Source organism: Pseudomonas capsici (assembly GCF_017165765.1).
GTDB classification, from domain to species: Bacteria; Pseudomonadota; Gammaproteobacteria; order Pseudomonadales; family Pseudomonadaceae; genus Aquipseudomonas; species Aquipseudomonas capsici.
Map to the genome: position 1 here is coordinate 311,535 of NZ_JAFGZD010000006.1, position 16,680 is coordinate 328,214.

Below are 16,680 nucleotides of genomic sequence, written 5' to 3' on the forward strand. Positions count from 1 at the left end.
AGAATCAGTTCACGCGCGTGGTGATCTTCCAGGCACGATGGATCTTGCTGTTGCGCGCAAAATCCTGATCGATGGTCTGGGAGGTGATTTCCTCGACGGCATAGCGTTGGCCAAGATTCTCGTCCAGCACGAACTTGCGGAAGTTGTTCGAGAAATACAGAACGCCGCCCGGAGCCAGACGCGCCATGGCCAGATCGATCAACTCGACCTGATCGCGCTGTACATCGAAGATCCCTTCCATGCGCTTGGAGTTCGAGAACGTCGGCGGATCGATGAAGATCAGGTCGTACTCCTCACGACATGTCTGCAGCCAGGCCATGACATCGCCCTGCTCCAGACGGTTTTTGTCGGAGAAACCGTTGAGCGACAGGTTGCGCCGTGCCCAGTCCAGGTAAGTCCTGGAAAGGTCGACGCTGGTGGTGCTGCGCGCGCCGCCCTTGGCAGCGTGGACACTGGCGGTGGCCGTATAGCAGAACAGATTGAGGAAGCGCTTGCCCGCCGCCTCGCGCTGAATACGCATGCGCATCGGTCGGTGGTCGAGAAACAGACCGGTATCCAGATAATCGGTCAGGTTCACCAGCAGCTTGATACCGCCTTCGCTGACTTCCTGGAACTGGCCCTGTGCACTCTGACGCTCATATTGTCTGGTGCCGCTCTGACGTTCGCGACGCTTGATCACCACACGGCTCTTGTCGATGTTCAAGGCCTGGGGAATGGCTGCCAGCGCATCGAACAGGCGTGCCGAGGCCTTTTCCGGGTCGACGGATTTGGGTGCGGCATATTCCTGAACGTGAACCCAGTCGTGGTACAGATCGATAGCCAGGGAATACTCGGGCATATCCGCGTCGTACACGCGATAGCAGTCAATGCCCTCGCGTCGTACCCATTTGCTCATTTGCTTGAGGTTCTTTTGCAGACGATTGGCGAACATCTGCCCGCCTTCGCTCAAGCGTGCCTGTTCGACCACAACCGGAGCCGGCTTGATCGGATTGCCGTTCTTGTTGAGCTTCCTCTCGACCGGCTCTTCAACAGACGTCTCGCGCTCGATCTGGCGCTGCTCGGACGTACGGCGCTCACCGGTAACGAACTGATCCGGCAGGACCTTGATAAGCAACAGCTTGCAAGGCAAGGCACCGTTCCAGAAGGAATACTGCTTGTGGCTGCGAATCCCCATGCGCTTGCCCAGATCAGGCGTACCGGTGAACACCGCAGCTTCCCAGTTGAGGCAAGCCTGACGCAGACGCTCGCCCAGGTTCTGATAGAGATACAGAAGGCTCGCCTCGTCGCCCAGGCGCTCACCGTAGGGAGGGTTACAGATCACCAGACCTTTCTGGTTCTGGTCCGGACGCGGCTCGAAAGTCGCCACTTCGCCCTGATAGACCTTGATCCACTCGCTCAGGCCCGCACGCTCGATATTGTTGCGACCCGGCTGGATAAGACGCGGATCGGCTTCGTAGCCACGAATCCACAATGGAGGCTTGGCCAGACCTGCCTGCGCACGCGCCAGGGCTTCATCATGCAACTTGCGCCACAATGCCGGGACGTGACCGAGCCAGGCCGAGAACCCCCAACGTTCGCGCTTGAGGTTGGGCGCGATATCGGCGGCAATCATGCCGGCTTCCACCAGGAAAGTACCGACACCACACATCGGGTCAGCCAGTGCGCCACCTTCGGCAGCGATACGCGGCCAGCCGGAGCGGATCAGGATCGCCGCCGCCAGGTTTTCCTTGAGCGGAGCAGCGCCCTGCTGCAGTCGATAACCACGCTGGTGCAGGCTGTGGCCGGACAGATCCAGGGACAGAATCGCCTCGCCACGGTCCAGACGCAGGTGCACCCGCAGGTCAGGATTGATCTTGTCCACGGAAGGACGCAGGCCATCGGAAGTGCGCAGTTTGTCGACGATCGCGTCCTTGACCTTCAACGCCCCGAAATGAGTGTTGTCGATGCCCGAACCATGACCACTGAATTCCACAGCCACGGTGCCATCGGCTTCCAGATGATCCTGCCAGTCGACATGCAGCACGCCTTCGTACAGGTCATCGGCGTTTTTCATCGGAAAACGCTTGAGTACCAGCAGCACCCGGTTCGCCAGACGTGACCACAGGCACAGCCGATAGGCGGTTTCCATATCGGCGGTACCGCGGATGGCTGAGGTGTGTTCGCGTGTTTCCTGAAGACCAAGGGCAGTGGCTTCCTCGGCAAGCAGGCCTTCGAGGCCTTTGGGGCAAGTGAGGAAAAGTTCGTAGCGATCCGACATGAATATTCCAGGGCCTGAGCCGTCAGCGGCGGGCAACGCATTGCCCGACCAGATTTAAAACAGACGTCTTTCATGGAGAACGTCTGCGTGGCACACAATTTGTGCCGGTCCACCGCATGAACCTGTCATGTCATTACGGCAGTTTTCAATGATGAAAAAGTGAATATTGGACCCTACGACGTAGGTAATAAAAAGTCACATCGCGACCCTTCGTCGAATATCCACTGAATGCATTAAGCCATTACTCGCATTTGCGAGCCCGTCTCACTCCTGGCTGAAACCCGCGACTCAGCAGGGTTGGGACAAGAATCAAATTTGAAACACCTTCCTGCTTATCGCTCTACAGACCTAAATGTGACGTGCTTATGACAAAACGATCATTCCCAGCGTCTCGCGCTTTGGTTAGAACTCACCACAGGTCATCACTGCAACGGTAATGACACTCAGGCCCGCGACGCCGGCAGCGGGCACCAACGGCAGAAAATTCTGCCAGACCTCGACAGAGGTCTTCAGGGATATAACAGTCAACAGACGAGGGCAATACCCTATGAGAAGACTTAAGCGTGATCCGTTGGAAAGAGCATTTTTGCGCGGATATCAATACGGCGTTACTGGTAAATCCCGTGAGCTTTGCCCTTTTACTCTACCGTCAGTACGCCAGGCATGGATCAATGGTTGGCGAGAAGGACGTGGCGACAACTGGGACGGTATGACCGGCACTGCGGGAATCCACAGACTCAACGAACTTCACGCGGTCGGATAAGGTAGTCTCCGGCCAGTCCATCAAACTCTACTGACTTTTACACCAACACCATGCACGCCCCATCCGGGCGGCGGGCTGCGGCCCAGGGGCTCCTCAGGGAGCCCCTTTTTTTCGCCTGCAATCAACCGCGAGGCATGGCCGCAATCGCATCCACCGACTCACGGATAAGCGCCGGCCCCTTGTAGATGAACCCGGAATACACCTGCACCAGACTCGCTCCGGCAGCGATCTTCTCGGCAGCGTGGCGGCCTTCGGTGATACCACCGGCAGCAATGATCGGCATGCGTCCTGCCAGTTCGGCAGCCAGTACCTTGACCGTATGGGTGCTCTTTTCCCGAACCGGTGCACCGGAAAGCCCGCCCGCCTCGTCGGCATGGGCCAGACCTTCGACACCCTCACGGCTGAGCGTGGTGTTGGTGGCGATGACCGCATCCATTCCCGACTCGATCAGGGCGCTGGCGACCAGCACGGTTTCTTCATCGGTCATGTCAGGGGCGATCTTGATCGCCAGAGGCACACGTTTGCCATGCAATTGCGTCAGTTCCTGCTGACGCAGGCTCAGCGCCTCGAGCAATTGCTTGAGGGAGTCGCCAAACTGCAGGCTGCGCAGGCCGGGGGTGTTGGGCGAGCTGACGTTGACGGTGACATAACTGGCATGGGCATAGACCTTATCCAGGCAGATCAGGTAGTCATCGACAGCACGCTCCACAGGCGTATCGAAGTTCTTGCCGATATTGATACCCAGAATACCCTTGTATTTCGCGGCCTGAACCCGGGAAACAAGGTTATCGACGCCCAGGTTGTTGAAGCCCATGCGGTTGATGATGGCTTCGGCATCGGGCAGGCGGAAAATACGCGGCTTGGGATTGCCCGGCTGCGGACGCGGCGTGACGGTGCCGATCTCGACAAAGCCAAACCCCAGTTGCGCAAAACCGTCAATGGCTGCGCCGTTCTTGTCCAGCCCGGCTGCCAGCCCTACCGGGTTCGGAAATTCCAGCCCCATGACCGTGACTGGCAACTTCGTGGGGGCCTTGCTCAACAGACCATTGAGGCCCAGTCGGCCACCGGCACCGATCAAATCCAGCGACAGGTCGTGGGAGGTTTCCGGGGAGAGTTTGAAGAGTAACTGGCGGGCCAGGTTATACATGGGCAGGCAAGGCTCGTGGGAAGCTGAATTCAGGGCGCGATTATAGACATGTGCCGGCCCGGGCGCGAGGCAAGCTTGCATATCGTGCTCTTGCGCCCTCCATCTGTGCGCTACGCTTCAAGGCAGTGCATGAATCTGTTCGGCACAACCTGCGAAACCCTGTAAAAAGCTTTACTTGTGAATTGGCACAACCGCTGCATGGACGCCTTCATGTAATTCACAAGACTGCAGCCCTCAACGATGAGAGCTGCACTTCCCGAAAGTACGGGACCGGACAAAGGCGTCCTCGTCAGGCAACTGACGAGACGCCTTTTTTGTTTGCGCAGGATTTATCGAGCACGCCCCTGTCGTGACCTCGGAGGCAAGATGGCGAAACTCAGACTGGTAATGATCGGCAATGGAATGGCCGGGGTTCGCACCCTTGAAGAACTGTTGAAGCTGAACGAAGACCTTTACGAAATCACCGTCTTCGGCGCCGAACCGCACCCCAACTACAATCGAATCCTGCTCTCGCCGGTACTGGCTGGCGAGCAGACCTTCGACGACATCGTGCTCAACGACCTGGATTGGTACAGGAAACACAATATCCAGCTGCTGCTTAACCGTCGCGTAGTGAAAATCGACCGCTCCCGGCGCATCGTCACTGCCGAAGATGGTACCCAGGCCTACTATGACCGCCTGCTGATTGCCACCGGCTCACGTCCCTTTGTACTGCCGGTTCCCGGCAATACCCTCAAAGGCGTGATCGGCTATCGCGACATCGCCGATACCCGGCTGATGATCGATACAGCAACCACTCACCGGCGCGCGGTGGTCATCGGTGGCGGCCTCCTGGGGCTGGAAGCGGCAAACGGTCTCAAGCTGCGTGGCATGGATGTAACCGTGATCCACAACGGTCAATGGCTGCTGGAGCGACAACTGGACAAGACCAGCGGCCAGATGTTGCAGGCAGCACTGGAGCGTCGCGGCCTGGCGTTTCGTCTCAACGAGCAGACCGAGGCCTTTCTCGGCGATGAGCTGGGCCAGGTCCAGGGCGTGCAATTCAAGGGCGGAGCCGTGATCGATGCCGATCTGGTGGTCATGGCCGCAGGCATTCGTCCCAACATGGAACTGGCCGCACAGTCAGGCCTGCCTTGCGACCGTGGCATCCTGGTCAATGACACTCTGCAGACCTACGATCCACGGGTCTACGCCATCGGCGAATGCGCCAGCCATCGCGGCATCGCCTATGGACTGGTTGCGCCGCTGTTCGAGCAGGCCCGAGTCTGCGCCAATCACCTTGCACAGTTGGGTTTCGCCCGTTATCAGGGCTCGGTCATCTCGACCAAGCTGAAGGTTACCGGCATCGATCTGTTCTCTGCCGGCGACTTTCTGGGTGGCGAAGGCACCGAAAGCATCATCCTCTCGGACCCTTTGGGCGGCATATACAAGAAACTGGTCATCAAGAATGACGTGCTGGTCGGTGCCTGCCTGTATGGCGACACCGCCGACGGCAACTGGTATCTGCAACAGATACGGGAAAACCGCGGGATCGATACCATCCGCAATCACCTGATGTTCGGCGAACAGACAACCGACGAGGCGGCGTGCGCATGATGGAAGTCTCGACCCAGGCCACACAAATCACAGCCTCCACATGTTGCTACTGCGGCGTTGGCTGCGGCGTGCTGATCGAACATGACGGGCAGAACATTCTCGGAGTCAGTGGCGACCCACAGCATCCGGCCAACTTCGGCAAGCTGTGCAGCAAGGGCTCCACTCTGCACCTGACCGGCGACCTGTCGGCTCGCGCGCTGCAGCCGCAGTTGCGCCTGAGCAAAAACCTGGCCCGCAGCAACACCGATTGGGACACGGCTCTGGAACACGCCGCCAATGTCTTCGCCGATACCATCAGGGAACACGGCCCCGACAGCGTGGCGTTCTATATCTCGGGACAATTGCTGACCGAGGATTACTACGCGTTCAACAAACTGGCCCGGGCACTGGTGGGCACCAATAACATCGACAGCAATTCCCGGTTGTGCATGTCTTCGGCAGTAGTGGGCTACAAACGCAGCCTGGGCGCCGATGCACCGCCGTGCAGTTACGAAGACATCGAGCTGAGCGATTGCGTGATGATCGTCGGCAGCAACATGGCCTACGCCCACCCGATTCTGTTCCGGCGACTGGAAGAAGCCAGGAACCGTCGTCCCGAGATGAAAATCATTGTGATCGATCCCCGGCGTACGGACACCTGCGAACTGGCGGACCTGCACCTGGCCATTCAGCCAGGTACTGACGTTGCGCTGTTTCACGGCATCCTGCATCTGCTGATTAGCGAAGGCTTTACCGATCACGGCTTCATCGAAGCCCACACCCAGGGCTATGCAGAACTGGAAATCCTGGCTCGGGATTACCCGCCAGAGACTGTCGCCGAAACCTGTGGCATCTCCCTCGAAGACCTGCACGCCTGCGCCCGCTGGATTGGCCAGGCTCCCGGCTTCCTGTCGCTCTGGTGCATGGGCTTGAACCAGTCAACAGCCGGCAGCGCCAAGAACAGCGCACTGATCAACCTGCATCTGGCCACCGGCCAGATCGGCCGACCCGGCTCAGGCCCCTTCTCGCTCACCGGCCAGCCCAATGCCATGGGTGGCCGCGAAACCGGCAGCCTGTCCAACCTGCTACCAGGCCATCGTGAAGCCGGCAATGCCGGGCATCGCGCCGAAGTCGCCGAATACTGGGGGGTCGACACGCTCCCCGCCACTCCCGGCCTGCCAGCCATCGATCTGTTCGAGCAGTTGCGCACAGGCAAGATCAAAGCGCTCTGGATCGCCTGCACCAATCCGGCTCAATCCCTGCCCGATCAGCAAAGGATCAGGGAGGCTCTGAGCACATGCCCGTTCGTGGTATTGCAGGAAGCCTTCCAGACCACTGAAACAGCACGCTTTGCCGATCTGCTGCTGCCCGCTGCCAGCTGGGGCGAAAAGGAAGGCACCGTCACCAATTCGGAACGGCGTATCTCCAATGTGCGCAAAGCCATTGCTGCTCCAGGCCTGGCACGTCCCGACTGGGCAATCACCGTGGATTTCGCGCAACGTCTGGAACGCAGGCTGCGACCTGGCTCGCCGGGGCTCTTCGACTTCACCAGCCCTGACCAGCTGTTCGATGAATACAAGGTTCTGACCAAGGGCCGCGATCTGGACATGTCCGGCATCGACCGTGACCTCATCGACCGTTGCGGCCCGCAGCAATGGCCTTTCCCTCAAGGGGCCCGCACAGGTACGGCTCGCCTGTACAGCAATGGCATATTCCCGACCCCATCGGGTCGGGCACAGTTTGTCTGCGATGCTTATGCCGCTGCCAAAGAGCTGCGTGATGCGCAGTATCCGCTGACGCTCAATACCGGGCGACTGCGCGATCAGTGGCACGGCATGAGCCGTACAGGCACTGCAGCGCGCCTGTTTGGTCATGTCAGCGAAGCCATTCTGGGCCTGCATCCGCAGGAAATGGAACGCTATGGTTTGAAATCAGGCGATCTGGTCCATTTGCACAGTCGTCGTGGCGAACTGGTGGTGTCCGTAGGCAGCGATGACGGAGTTTTTCCGGGTCAGGCATTCCTGCCCATGCACTGGGGCGACCGGTTTCTCAAGGGCGGCATCAATGTGTTGACTCAACCGGCCTTTGACCCGCTGTCCAGACAACCGGAACTCAAGCATTCCGGAGTACGTATCGAGAAAGCCCACTTGCCCTGGCAATTCTTCGCCCTGATCGAAGGTGACGTGCAAAACCACCTGACGGCGTTACGTCCGCTGTTTGATACATTTGCCTATGCCAGCCTGGGACTGATCGGCCGCGAACGCCCTGCCCTGGTGATACGCGCAGCCAATGCCCAGGCACCGGAACACTCGCTGCTGGAAGACATCGATCGCCTGCTGGGCCTCGATGAAGGACCGGTAATGGCCTATGACGACCCGAAACGCGCCATCGGCAAGCGGATCCGCCTGGATGACGGGCATATCACAGCCTTGCGTCTGGCCGGAGAAACCCTGGCTCAGCACTGGCTGCAGAATCTATGGCTGAACGGTCGGGTGGACGAACAACTGCGCCGCTGGATGCTGGCTCCAATCAGTACGGAGCCGGGCAAGAACGCCTCTCAAGCCCGCGACAGAATCCTCTGCAACTGCAAGAACGTCAGTCAGAACACAATCATGAAGGGAATCGATAACGGTCTGGATTTGAATCAACTGAAAACCCAGTTGGGTTGCGGAACCCAGTGCGGTTCGTGTGTCCCGGAAATAAAAAGATTGATCAGTGCTGTTGTACTGGCCGATTAAATATTTATTCATCAAATCGCAGACAAAGAAAAGCCCGGCATAAAGCCGGGCTTTTCATTCAAAGCAGGCTAATTACTTAGCTTGTGCTTCAACTTCAGCTTCTACGCGACGGTTTACTGCGCGGCCAGCTTCAGTTGCGTTGTCAGCAACTGGACGGGTTTCGCCGTAACCAACCGAGTTTACGCGGTTAGCGCCAACACCGTACTGGTTGACCAGAACTTGTTTAACGGCGCTTGCGCGACGCTCGGACAGTTTCTGGTTGTAAGCGTCAGGACCGACGGAGTCAGTGTGACCTTCAACAGTGGTGGTGGTTTGTGGGTACTGTTGCATGAAGTCAGCGAGGTTTTTGATGTCGCCGTAGCTGTTAGGCTTGACCACAGCCTTGTCGAAGTCGAACTTCACGTCCAGCTCGACACGAACCACTTCAGCAACTGCCGGGCAGCCATCAGCGTCAACAGTTACGTTGGCTGGGGTGTTAGGGCACTTGTCGACGTTGTCGCACACGCCATCGTTGTCGCTGTCGGAGCAGACTTCAGCAACTGGAGCCGGAGCTGGAGCTGCTTCGGTTTTCTTGCTGCCGCCACCGAAGTTCACACCGATACCAACGCTAGGAGCCCACTCGGTCTCGCCCTGGTCGATGTTGTACTGAGCTTCAACGCCAGCACGAGCGTAGAAGTTGTCGGTGAAGTACAGCTTGGCACCGCCGCCAACGTTGGCGAAGGTGGAACCGTTACGACCACCACGGCCAGTCTGACCGATGCTCTGATCGGAGAAACCTGCAGACACGTAAGGACGCAGCATGTCGCCTGGGTTGTTGAAGTGGTACAGAGCGTCCAGGGCAGTGTTGGAGCCCTTGATGTTCTTGCCATCATCGCCACGAGCGTTGTGAACTTCGTCGTAGCCCAGACGCAGTTCCACATCGTCAGTCAGGAAGTAACCGATCGAACCGCCGAACAGGTTGCCGTCGTTTTTGAAGTCACGAGAGCTGTCGAAGTACTGCTTCTTGGCGAAGCCCTCGATCTCGACTGCGCCTTGGCCTTGCGCCAGCACGCCGAACGAAGTCGCGGCAACGATAGTACCAATGGCCAAGCCCAAGGTGTTTTTCAGTTTCATCCGTTAAATCCCCATCTGGTGATTGTAAAGCAGCCCCATTACAACTGAGGCAATTCGTCGGCAAGTCTAGCAGACCTTGCCAGTTCTTTAGAGATATTTGCTCCGAGTTAAGTTTCGGTGATGCCCGCAAATTTCTCACGTAATTTATCCAATGCCCGCTTATAGCGCATTTTCGTTGCGCTTAAGCCCATGTGCATGATGTCTGCGATCTCCTGGAATTCCAGTTCTGCGACAAATCGCAGCACCAGAATCTCCCGATCGATCGGGTTCACATGCACAAGCCAGCGATCGAGTCCGCCCCTTTCTTCAGGTTTGGGCGTCTTTTCTTCAGACGCTTCCTCAAGCGGGTCCAGACTCAAAGCATCCATCAAGCGACGCTTTCGCCGTTCCTTTCTGTACTGAGTGATGCACTCGTTGTAGGTGATGCTGTAAAGCCAGGTTTTGAATTTCGATTTTCCTTCGAAATTCTTCAATCCATACAAGACCTTAAGCATCACTTCCTGACAGACATCATCAGCATCGCGATCGTTCCCTAAATAACGTGCACAGACGTTAAAAAGTGTTCTCTGGTAACGACGCATCAATTCTTCGTAAGCCCGCGTCACGTTGAAAAGCTCGACGTGAGCGCGCGCGACCAGCTCCTCATCTGAGAGCTCGCGTGGGTCGTAGCGCGTCGAAAGCGGTAAGGGTTTATTCAAAACGAGTCGTGCCGACAGTCAGTTCAATGTCCGCCAATCCCCGGTTTCCGGCAAATTGTGGCGGCATAGATTAGCAGATTCGCCGCTTAACGGCTGCTTACTCTCTGCTCGAGGAGAATTTTGTTGGAAAAAGAAACCAACTCCCCCTCGTCTGTCAGCAGTGTAGTCTTGACCGTACCGATTTCTTCGATCTGACCCTCTACTTCGCCGACCTGCAAATGCTGGCCGACCTGATAAAGCTCTCTGACATAGATTCCCGCCAGAATCTGCCCGGCGATTTCCCGGCTTCCCAGGCCCAGCGCAAGGGCAACAGCCAGGCCGACGGTCAGCAGGCCGATCACGATAACGTGATTGAGCAGATCTGTCTTCACTTCGAGCTGGCTGATTGCCACTGAAATGCTGATGATGATGACAAGTCCCTGGGCGATTCGCCCGAGACCCGGAGCATAATCTACCCCGACGCCCTCGGCAGCGCCACGCACCAGCCCGTTGACCAGTTGCGCCAGCAGCACACCCACAAGCAGGACCAGCGCCGCACCGAACACCTTGGGCAGGTACAGCGCCAGCATGTCCAGCGTTGCCGATACGCGCTGCAGGCCAAGAGACTCGGCTGCGGAAACCAGGAAGATCAACAGGACGAACCAGTAGACGATCTTGCCGATCAGGGTGGAAATAGGCACTTTCACGCCGGCACGACTGATCAGTTTGGTCAGCCCGGTACCGCCCATGAGGCGATCGAGACCCAGTTTGGCCAGCAGTTTCGATAACAGGGCATCGAGCAGTTTTGCCACCACGAAACCCAGCAGCACCACCACAAGGGCGCCGAACAGGTTAGGGATGAAGTTTGCGACTTTGGTCCACAATGCAGTCATTGCAGCAACCAGACTCTGGGTCCAGAGATCCAATTCCATGTTCAATCAGCCTTATCGACAGGACGGGCAGTAGGTTGGGTGCGACGGGAAACAGGAGAGACGTGTGCGGAACCGTTGTTCAGGGCAATCATCATGGCCTGGGACCAGCGCCCAAGCAGCCCGAACAGCACACCGGCACCTACCTGGCGGTTGGCGGTTTTCAGGACACGCCCCAGGCAAGCGTCGTCATCCCGGCTGGAGGACGACGATTTGAGCATGTCACGCAGAGATTCTTCAAAGGGATCGTGCATCAGGCACCTCACGCAATGTCAGTGAGAGACGTGACCAGTTTCAGGCGAGTCACACATGAAACTGAAAATTTATCGGTCACACCCAACGCAGACGCCTGAACAGCCACCACTGCCCTACTGCCACCAGAACGATCAAGATGCACGCCAGCAGAAAACCATAAGGGTTGTCGGAACCGGGAATACCGCCAACGTTGATCCCCAGCAGCCCGGTCAGAAAACTCATGGGCAGAAAAATACCGGTGATGATCCCGAAACGATACATGGTGTGATCCATGCGCTCACGCAGCCGTCGGTCTTCGGACTCCAGCAACAGCCCAACCCGCTCGCGGGTCAGCTCAAGCTCTTCCAGGTAACGGGTCAGGCTGTTGTTCAGCTCGTTCCAGTAATCGGCATCGTCATCGACGAACCAGCCCAGCTTGATACGCGACAACTGACCGAAGATATCCCGCTGAGGCGCCAGAAAGCGGCGCAGCCCGGCTGCACGCCGCCGAATCTGAAGCAGTTTGCCGTGCTCGGGGCTGTAGCGTTCGTCGGCATCGGTCTTTTCTTCCTCGTCATCCACCGACTCGGTCAGATCGCCGAGCAGGTCCTGAACCTTCTCGGTCAGGTGCTGGGCCAGGTAAAGCATCAGTTCAGAGGCCGTCTTCGGCCCCTGGCCCTCGCTCAACTGCTCGATCAGCTCTTCGGTCGCCCGCAGAGGTCGCAGACGCAAGGAGATCACACGCTGGGCAGCAGCGAAAATCCGCACCGACACCATGTCTTCCGGCTCGGCACCAGGATTGAGATTCACGCCACGCAGGAACAGCAAAAGCTCCTGATCCGGCAAGGGCAGCAGACGCGGCCGGGTATTTTCTTCCAGCAGCAGCGTGCAGGCGAACTCGCTCAAGCCACTGGCGTTACGCAACCACGAATGAGTCTGCGGATGGCTGCGATCCCAGTGCAGCCACAGACTTTCATGAGGCTGCATCTGAAGATCATCGAGTTCGGTTCGAGCAATGAAACGCGCTCCGCCCTGACCGTCCAATACGAGGGCATGAACCAGCCCCCACTGCGCGTTTGTCTCATCGAACATTCTTGCTTCGCTTATTCCGGCATTTTCAGAGGGGACGGAGAAATGATCACACCATTATTATCGGCATACAGGTAATCACCCGGCCGAAAGGTGATGCCGGCAAAGGTCACGGGGACATTCAAGTCACCGATACCACGCTTGTCGGTCTTCTTCGGGTGACTGGCCAGCGCCTGCACACCCAGATCGGTTTGAGCGACAACATCGACATCACGGATACAGCCATAGATCAGCAGGCCTTCCCAGCCGCTTTTCGCAGCCTTGTCAGCCAGCATATCGCCCAGCAGCGCACAACGCAGGGAGCCACCACCATCGACGACCAGAACCTTGCCCTTGCCGTCGAGCGCGACCTGATCTTTCACCAGTGAATTATCTTCGAAGCATTTGATGGTCACGATCTCGCCACCAAAGGAGTCACGGCCGCCGAAGCTGCTGAACATGGGCTCTACGACTTGCACCAGCTCCGGATAGGCATCACACAGGTCGGGGGTCGAATAATGCATGGCTAACTCCTGTCGGTGAGAGATGGGAATGCTCAGGGCAGCATAGTGGCTTTGACCTCAACTTGCGCCCCGACTCTCATACAAACACAAAACCGGCTATTGCCCTACCGCTTCCTGCAACGGCGGACTCTCGTCTGAAGCCGAACGCTCCTGAAGCCAGCCGAGCACACGCGGCCAGACCTGCTGCTGCGCCCCCTTGCTGACCAGCATCCGCACATGGTCGAAATCCTCGTTGAAACCATGCTCGCGCCCCAGGCAAAGGAACTGTCGTTGCTGCGAGCCGAACTGGTCGAACAGCATCTTGCAGGCCCAGACCGGATCCTGATGATCACCCACCGCGGCCACTGCCAGCACCGGCACCTCGACACTGGCCAACCCGCTCCACCAATTGCTGTCACGATCACCGAAACGCCCGAACAATCCGTGCCAGCGCATGCTTTCCAGGAGAACGCCAATCGGCTCGTCTTCCGGCCCACGCTTGAGGCGCGGCCCGGAAATATGCTCGAAAGGCTTGAGCAGCAGACGCCCGGTCCATTGCACGGGCGGAATCTTCAATGGCCAGTAGCTACGGCTGATCTGGCTGCCAAACAACCCGACCGATGCCGCACTCTCAGGCCCGAGATATTGCCCGCCCAACGCCGCCGCCAGTGTGGTGCCGCCCAGGGAGTGCCCAAGCCAGTGCGGCACCTGCCCACTCTGTTCGCGCACGAACGCGGCAATGGCCGGCAGATCGTAACGGGCATAGTCCGCCACACGGTTGCGGCGGTAGTCCTGATTGCGGGCCGAAAGCCCATGACCGCGCATCTCGGCAATCCACACGTCGTAACCGGCACGCGCCAGGAATGGCCCGAGGCCGATACCCTTGGGGGAATACCAGAAACGGCGATTGGAAAAACTGCCATGCAACAGAATGACCGGAACACCGCGCACATCGGGCGGGTCCACCAGACCGAGACGGGTAACAGCCAGCTCGACGCTGGAGTCCGGGCTGTTGGCAGGCTTCAGGCGATAAACGTCCTCGACCAGATCGCCACGACGCTCGGCACTGATCAAGGCAACGGGAAAAAGATTGCTGCTGCTTTGCATATTGCTCTTTATCTAAGGTTCAAAGGCATCGGGTCGCCTCTGACAGACGGGTAAAACTACGGGTTCGACTGCCCTTTTGAGGCCCTGCATGAAAAAAGGGCGGTTTCCGAAAAAACCGCCCTTTCTGGAAACGCCCGAACCCTTACGACGGCTCAAGGCACTGATGCATCACATTAAACCTGTATCAGGCAGACGCCTGGCCCTCTGCGAGGAAGAACCAGGTTTCCAGTACCGAGTCCGGGTTCAGCGAGACGCTTTCGATACCCTGCTCCATCAACCAGCGAGCCAGATCCGGGTGATCGGAAGGTCCCTGACCGCAGATACCAATGTATTTCCCTGCCTTGTTACAGGCCTGGATGGCATTGGACAGCAGCTTCTTGACCGCCGGGTTACGCTCGTCGAACAGATGCGCGATGACACCCGAGTCGCGGTCCAGGCCCAGCGTCAGCTGGGTCAGGTCGTTGGAGCCGATGGAGAAACCGTCGAAGTGTTCCAGGAACTCTTCGGCCAGAATCGCGTTTGAAGGCAGTTCACACATCATGATGATGCGCAGGCCGTTCTCACCCCGCTTGAGGCCATTGGCCGCCAGCAGCTCGATGACCTGGCTCGCCTCGCCCAGGGTGCGTACGAAGGGCACCATGATTTCGACGTTGGTCAGGCCCATGTCCTCGCGCACACGCTTGAGGGCACGGCATTCAAGCTCGAAGCAGTCGCGGAAATTCTCGCTGATATAACGCGAAGCCCCACGGAAACCCAGCATCGGGTTTTCTTCTTCCGGCTCGTACAGCTTGCCGCCGATCAGGTTGGCGTATTCGTTGGACTTGAAGTCCGACAGACGCACGATGACCTTCTTCGGCGTGAACGCTGCGGCCAGGGTGCTGATGCCCTCGACCAGCTTGTCGACATAGAAATCCACCGGATTGCTGTAACCGGCAATGCGCTTGTCGACGCTGTCCTTGATCTCGGGCGGCAGGCCGGCATAGTTGAGCAGCGCCTTGGGATGCACGCCGATCATGCGGTTGATGATGAATTCCAGGCGCGCCAGACCGACACCGGCATTGGGCAACTGGGCGAAATCGAACGCACGATCGGGGTTGCCGACGTTCATCATGATCTTGAACGGCAGCTCAGGCATGGCATCGACCGAGTTGGTCTTGATGTCGAAGCCCAGCTCACCTTCGAAGATGTAGCCGGTATCGCCCTCGGCGCAGGATACGGTGACACCCTGCCCGTCCTGCAGCAGTTGAGTGGCATTGCCACAACCCACAACGGCCGGAATACCCAGTTCGCGAGCGATGATCGCCGCATGGCAGGTACGGCCACCACGGTTGGTGACAATGGCGCTGGCGCGCTTCATGACCGGCTCCCAGTCCGGGTCGGTCATGTCGGAAACCAGAACATCGCCGGCCTGGACCTTGTCCATCTCCGACACGTCCTTGATGATCCGCACCTTGCCTGCGCCGATGCGCTGGCCGATGGCACGGCCCTCGACCAGAACATTACCGGTTTCCTTGAGCAGGTAACGCTCCATGACATTGGCCGCGGAACGGCTTTTCACGGTTTCGGGGCGCGCCTGAACGATGTAGAGCTTGCCGTCGTCACCGTCCTTGGCCCACTCGATGTCCATCGGAGCCTTGTAGTGCTTCTCGATGATCATCGCCTGCTTGGCCAGCTCGCTGACCTCGGCATCGGTGAGGCAGAAACGCGCACGGTCGGCAGCATCGACATCGACGGTTTTCACCGAGCGACCGGCCTTGGCCTCGTCGCCGTAGATCATCTTGATGGCCTTGCTGCCCAGGTTGCGGCGCAGGATGGCCGGGCGACCGGCAGTCAGCGTGTTCTTGTGGACATAGAATTCGTCCGGGTTGACCGCACCCTGCACCACGGTTTCGCCCAGGCCGTAGGCGCCGGTGATGAACACCACGTCACGGAAACCCGACTCGGTATCGAGGGTGAACATCACCCCGGCAGTACCGGTCTCGGAGCGGACCATGCGCTGGACACCTGCCGATAGGGCCACCAGCTTGTGGTCGAAGCCCTGGTGTACACGGTAGGAAATGGCGCGGTCGTTGAAGAGCGAAGCAAAGACTTCCTTGGCCGCACGAATGACGTTATCGACGCCGCGGATATTGAGGAAGGTTTCCTGCTGACCAGCGAAGGAGGCATCGGGCAAGTCCTCTGCAGTCGCCGAAGAGCGCACAGCCACTGCCAGGTTCGGATTGCCCGCCGACAAGGTGTCGAAAGCCGCACGAATCTCGGCGTTGAGCCTTTCGGGGAACTCGGCTTCCATGATCCACTGACGAATCTGTGCGCCGGTTCTGGCCAGGGCATTGACGTCGTCGACATCCAGAGCGTCCAGGGCTGCATGGATCTGATCGTTCAGACCGCTCTGCTCAAGGAAATCACGGTAGGCCTGGGCTGTCGTAGCGAAACCACCGGGCACCGAAACACCAGCGCCTGCCAGGTTGCTGATCATTTCGCCGAGGGATGCGTTCTTGCCTCCCACGTGCTCCACATCATGGACGCCGAGCTTATCGAGGGAAACTACGTACTCTACCAAGGTGATCTC

General features: G+C 58.4%; 12 protein-coding genes and 1 pseudogene. 3 read left to right on the plus strand and 10 right to left on the minus strand.

The genetic code is table 11. The features are described from left to right. Positions 1-4: 4 nt before the first annotated feature. A complete protein-coding gene (rlmKL, locus tag JSY17_RS11240; RefSeq protein ID WP_206401761.1) occupies positions 5-2,257 on the minus strand; it encodes a bifunctional 23S rRNA (guanine(2069)-N(7))-methyltransferase RlmK/23S rRNA (guanine(2445)-N(2))-methyltransferase RlmL in 2,253 nt (750 codons plus the stop codon). 547 nt (positions 2,258-2,804) lie between these two features. On the opposite strand from rlmKL, the gene rmf reads away from it, so the two are divergent. Then, positions 2,805-3,020, plus strand: a complete 216-nt coding sequence (gene rmf / locus JSY17_RS11245) for a ribosome modulation factor (RefSeq protein WP_074569014.1) — start codon at positions 2,805-2,807, stop codon at positions 3,018-3,020. A gap of 121 nt (positions 3,021-3,141) precedes the next feature. Here rmf and JSY17_RS11250 read toward each other — a convergent pair whose 3' ends face one another. Then, the gene (locus JSY17_RS11250) at positions 3,142-4,167 is read right to left on the minus strand and encodes a quinone-dependent dihydroorotate dehydrogenase (RefSeq protein WP_117181845.1); all 1,026 of its coding nucleotides are present in this window, start codon (positions 4,165-4,167) and stop codon (positions 3,142-3,144) included. A 366-nt stretch (positions 4,168-4,533) separates the two neighbouring features. Here JSY17_RS11250 and JSY17_RS11255 point away from each other — a divergent pair. Both JSY17_RS11255 and JSY17_RS11260 read left to right on the plus strand, forming a co-directional pair. Then, positions 4,534-5,733 (plus strand): annotated as a pseudogene (locus tag JSY17_RS11255) (NAD(P)/FAD-dependent oxidoreductase); the annotation flags it as partial. A gap of 26 nt (positions 5,734-5,759) precedes the next feature. Then, complete coding sequence (locus JSY17_RS11260) at positions 5,760-8,480, plus strand: nitrate reductase (RefSeq protein ID WP_206401763.1); 2,721 nt, start codon at positions 5,760-5,762, stop codon at positions 8,478-8,480. Between the two features lie 72 nt (positions 8,481-8,552). Here the strand turns inward: JSY17_RS11260 and JSY17_RS11265 are convergent, their stop codons facing one another. The 8 genes from JSY17_RS11265 to ppsA all read right to left on the minus strand — a co-directional run bounded on the left by JSY17_RS11265 (position 8,553) and on the right by ppsA (position 16,671). After that, on the minus strand, positions 8,553-9,593 hold the full coding sequence (locus JSY17_RS11265) for an OmpA family protein (protein WP_117165676.1): 1,041 nt from the start codon (positions 9,591-9,593) through the stop codon (positions 8,553-8,555). A 107-nt stretch (positions 9,594-9,700) separates the two neighbouring features. Next, a complete protein-coding gene (gene sigX, locus JSY17_RS11270) occupies positions 9,701-10,291 on the minus strand; it encodes an RNA polymerase sigma factor SigX (RefSeq protein ID WP_025260549.1) in 591 nt (196 codons plus the stop codon). A gap of 86 nt (positions 10,292-10,377) precedes the next feature. After that, positions 10,378-11,202 (minus strand): mechanosensitive ion channel family protein, encoded by an 825-nt coding sequence (locus JSY17_RS11275; RefSeq protein ID WP_117165677.1) that lies wholly within the window; start codon positions 11,200-11,202, stop codon positions 10,378-10,380. Positions 11,203-11,204: 2 nt separating this feature from the next. Then, on the minus strand, positions 11,205-11,453 hold the full coding sequence (locus JSY17_RS11280) for a hypothetical protein (protein WP_025260551.1): 249 nt from the start codon (positions 11,451-11,453) through the stop codon (positions 11,205-11,207). A 76-nt stretch (positions 11,454-11,529) separates the two neighbouring features. Further along, on the minus strand, positions 11,530-12,525 hold the full coding sequence (locus JSY17_RS11285) for a zinc transporter ZntB (protein ID WP_117181842.1): 996 nt from the start codon (positions 12,523-12,525) through the stop codon (positions 11,530-11,532). 11 nt (positions 12,526-12,536) lie between these two features. After that, positions 12,537-13,025 (minus strand): ribonuclease E activity regulator RraA, encoded by a 489-nt coding sequence (rraA, locus tag JSY17_RS11290; protein ID WP_206401764.1) that lies wholly within the window; start codon positions 13,023-13,025, stop codon positions 12,537-12,539. A gap of 96 nt (positions 13,026-13,121) precedes the next feature. Then, entirely contained in the window at positions 13,122-14,111 is a 990-nt protein-coding gene (locus tag JSY17_RS11295; RefSeq protein ID WP_201015634.1) for an alpha/beta fold hydrolase, read from the minus strand. Positions 14,112-14,295: 184 nt separating this feature from the next. Then, on the minus strand, positions 14,296-16,671 hold the full coding sequence (ppsA, locus tag JSY17_RS11300; RefSeq protein WP_117181840.1) for a phosphoenolpyruvate synthase: 2,376 nt from the start codon (positions 16,669-16,671) through the stop codon (positions 14,296-14,298). Positions 16,672-16,680: the final 9 nt, after the last annotated feature.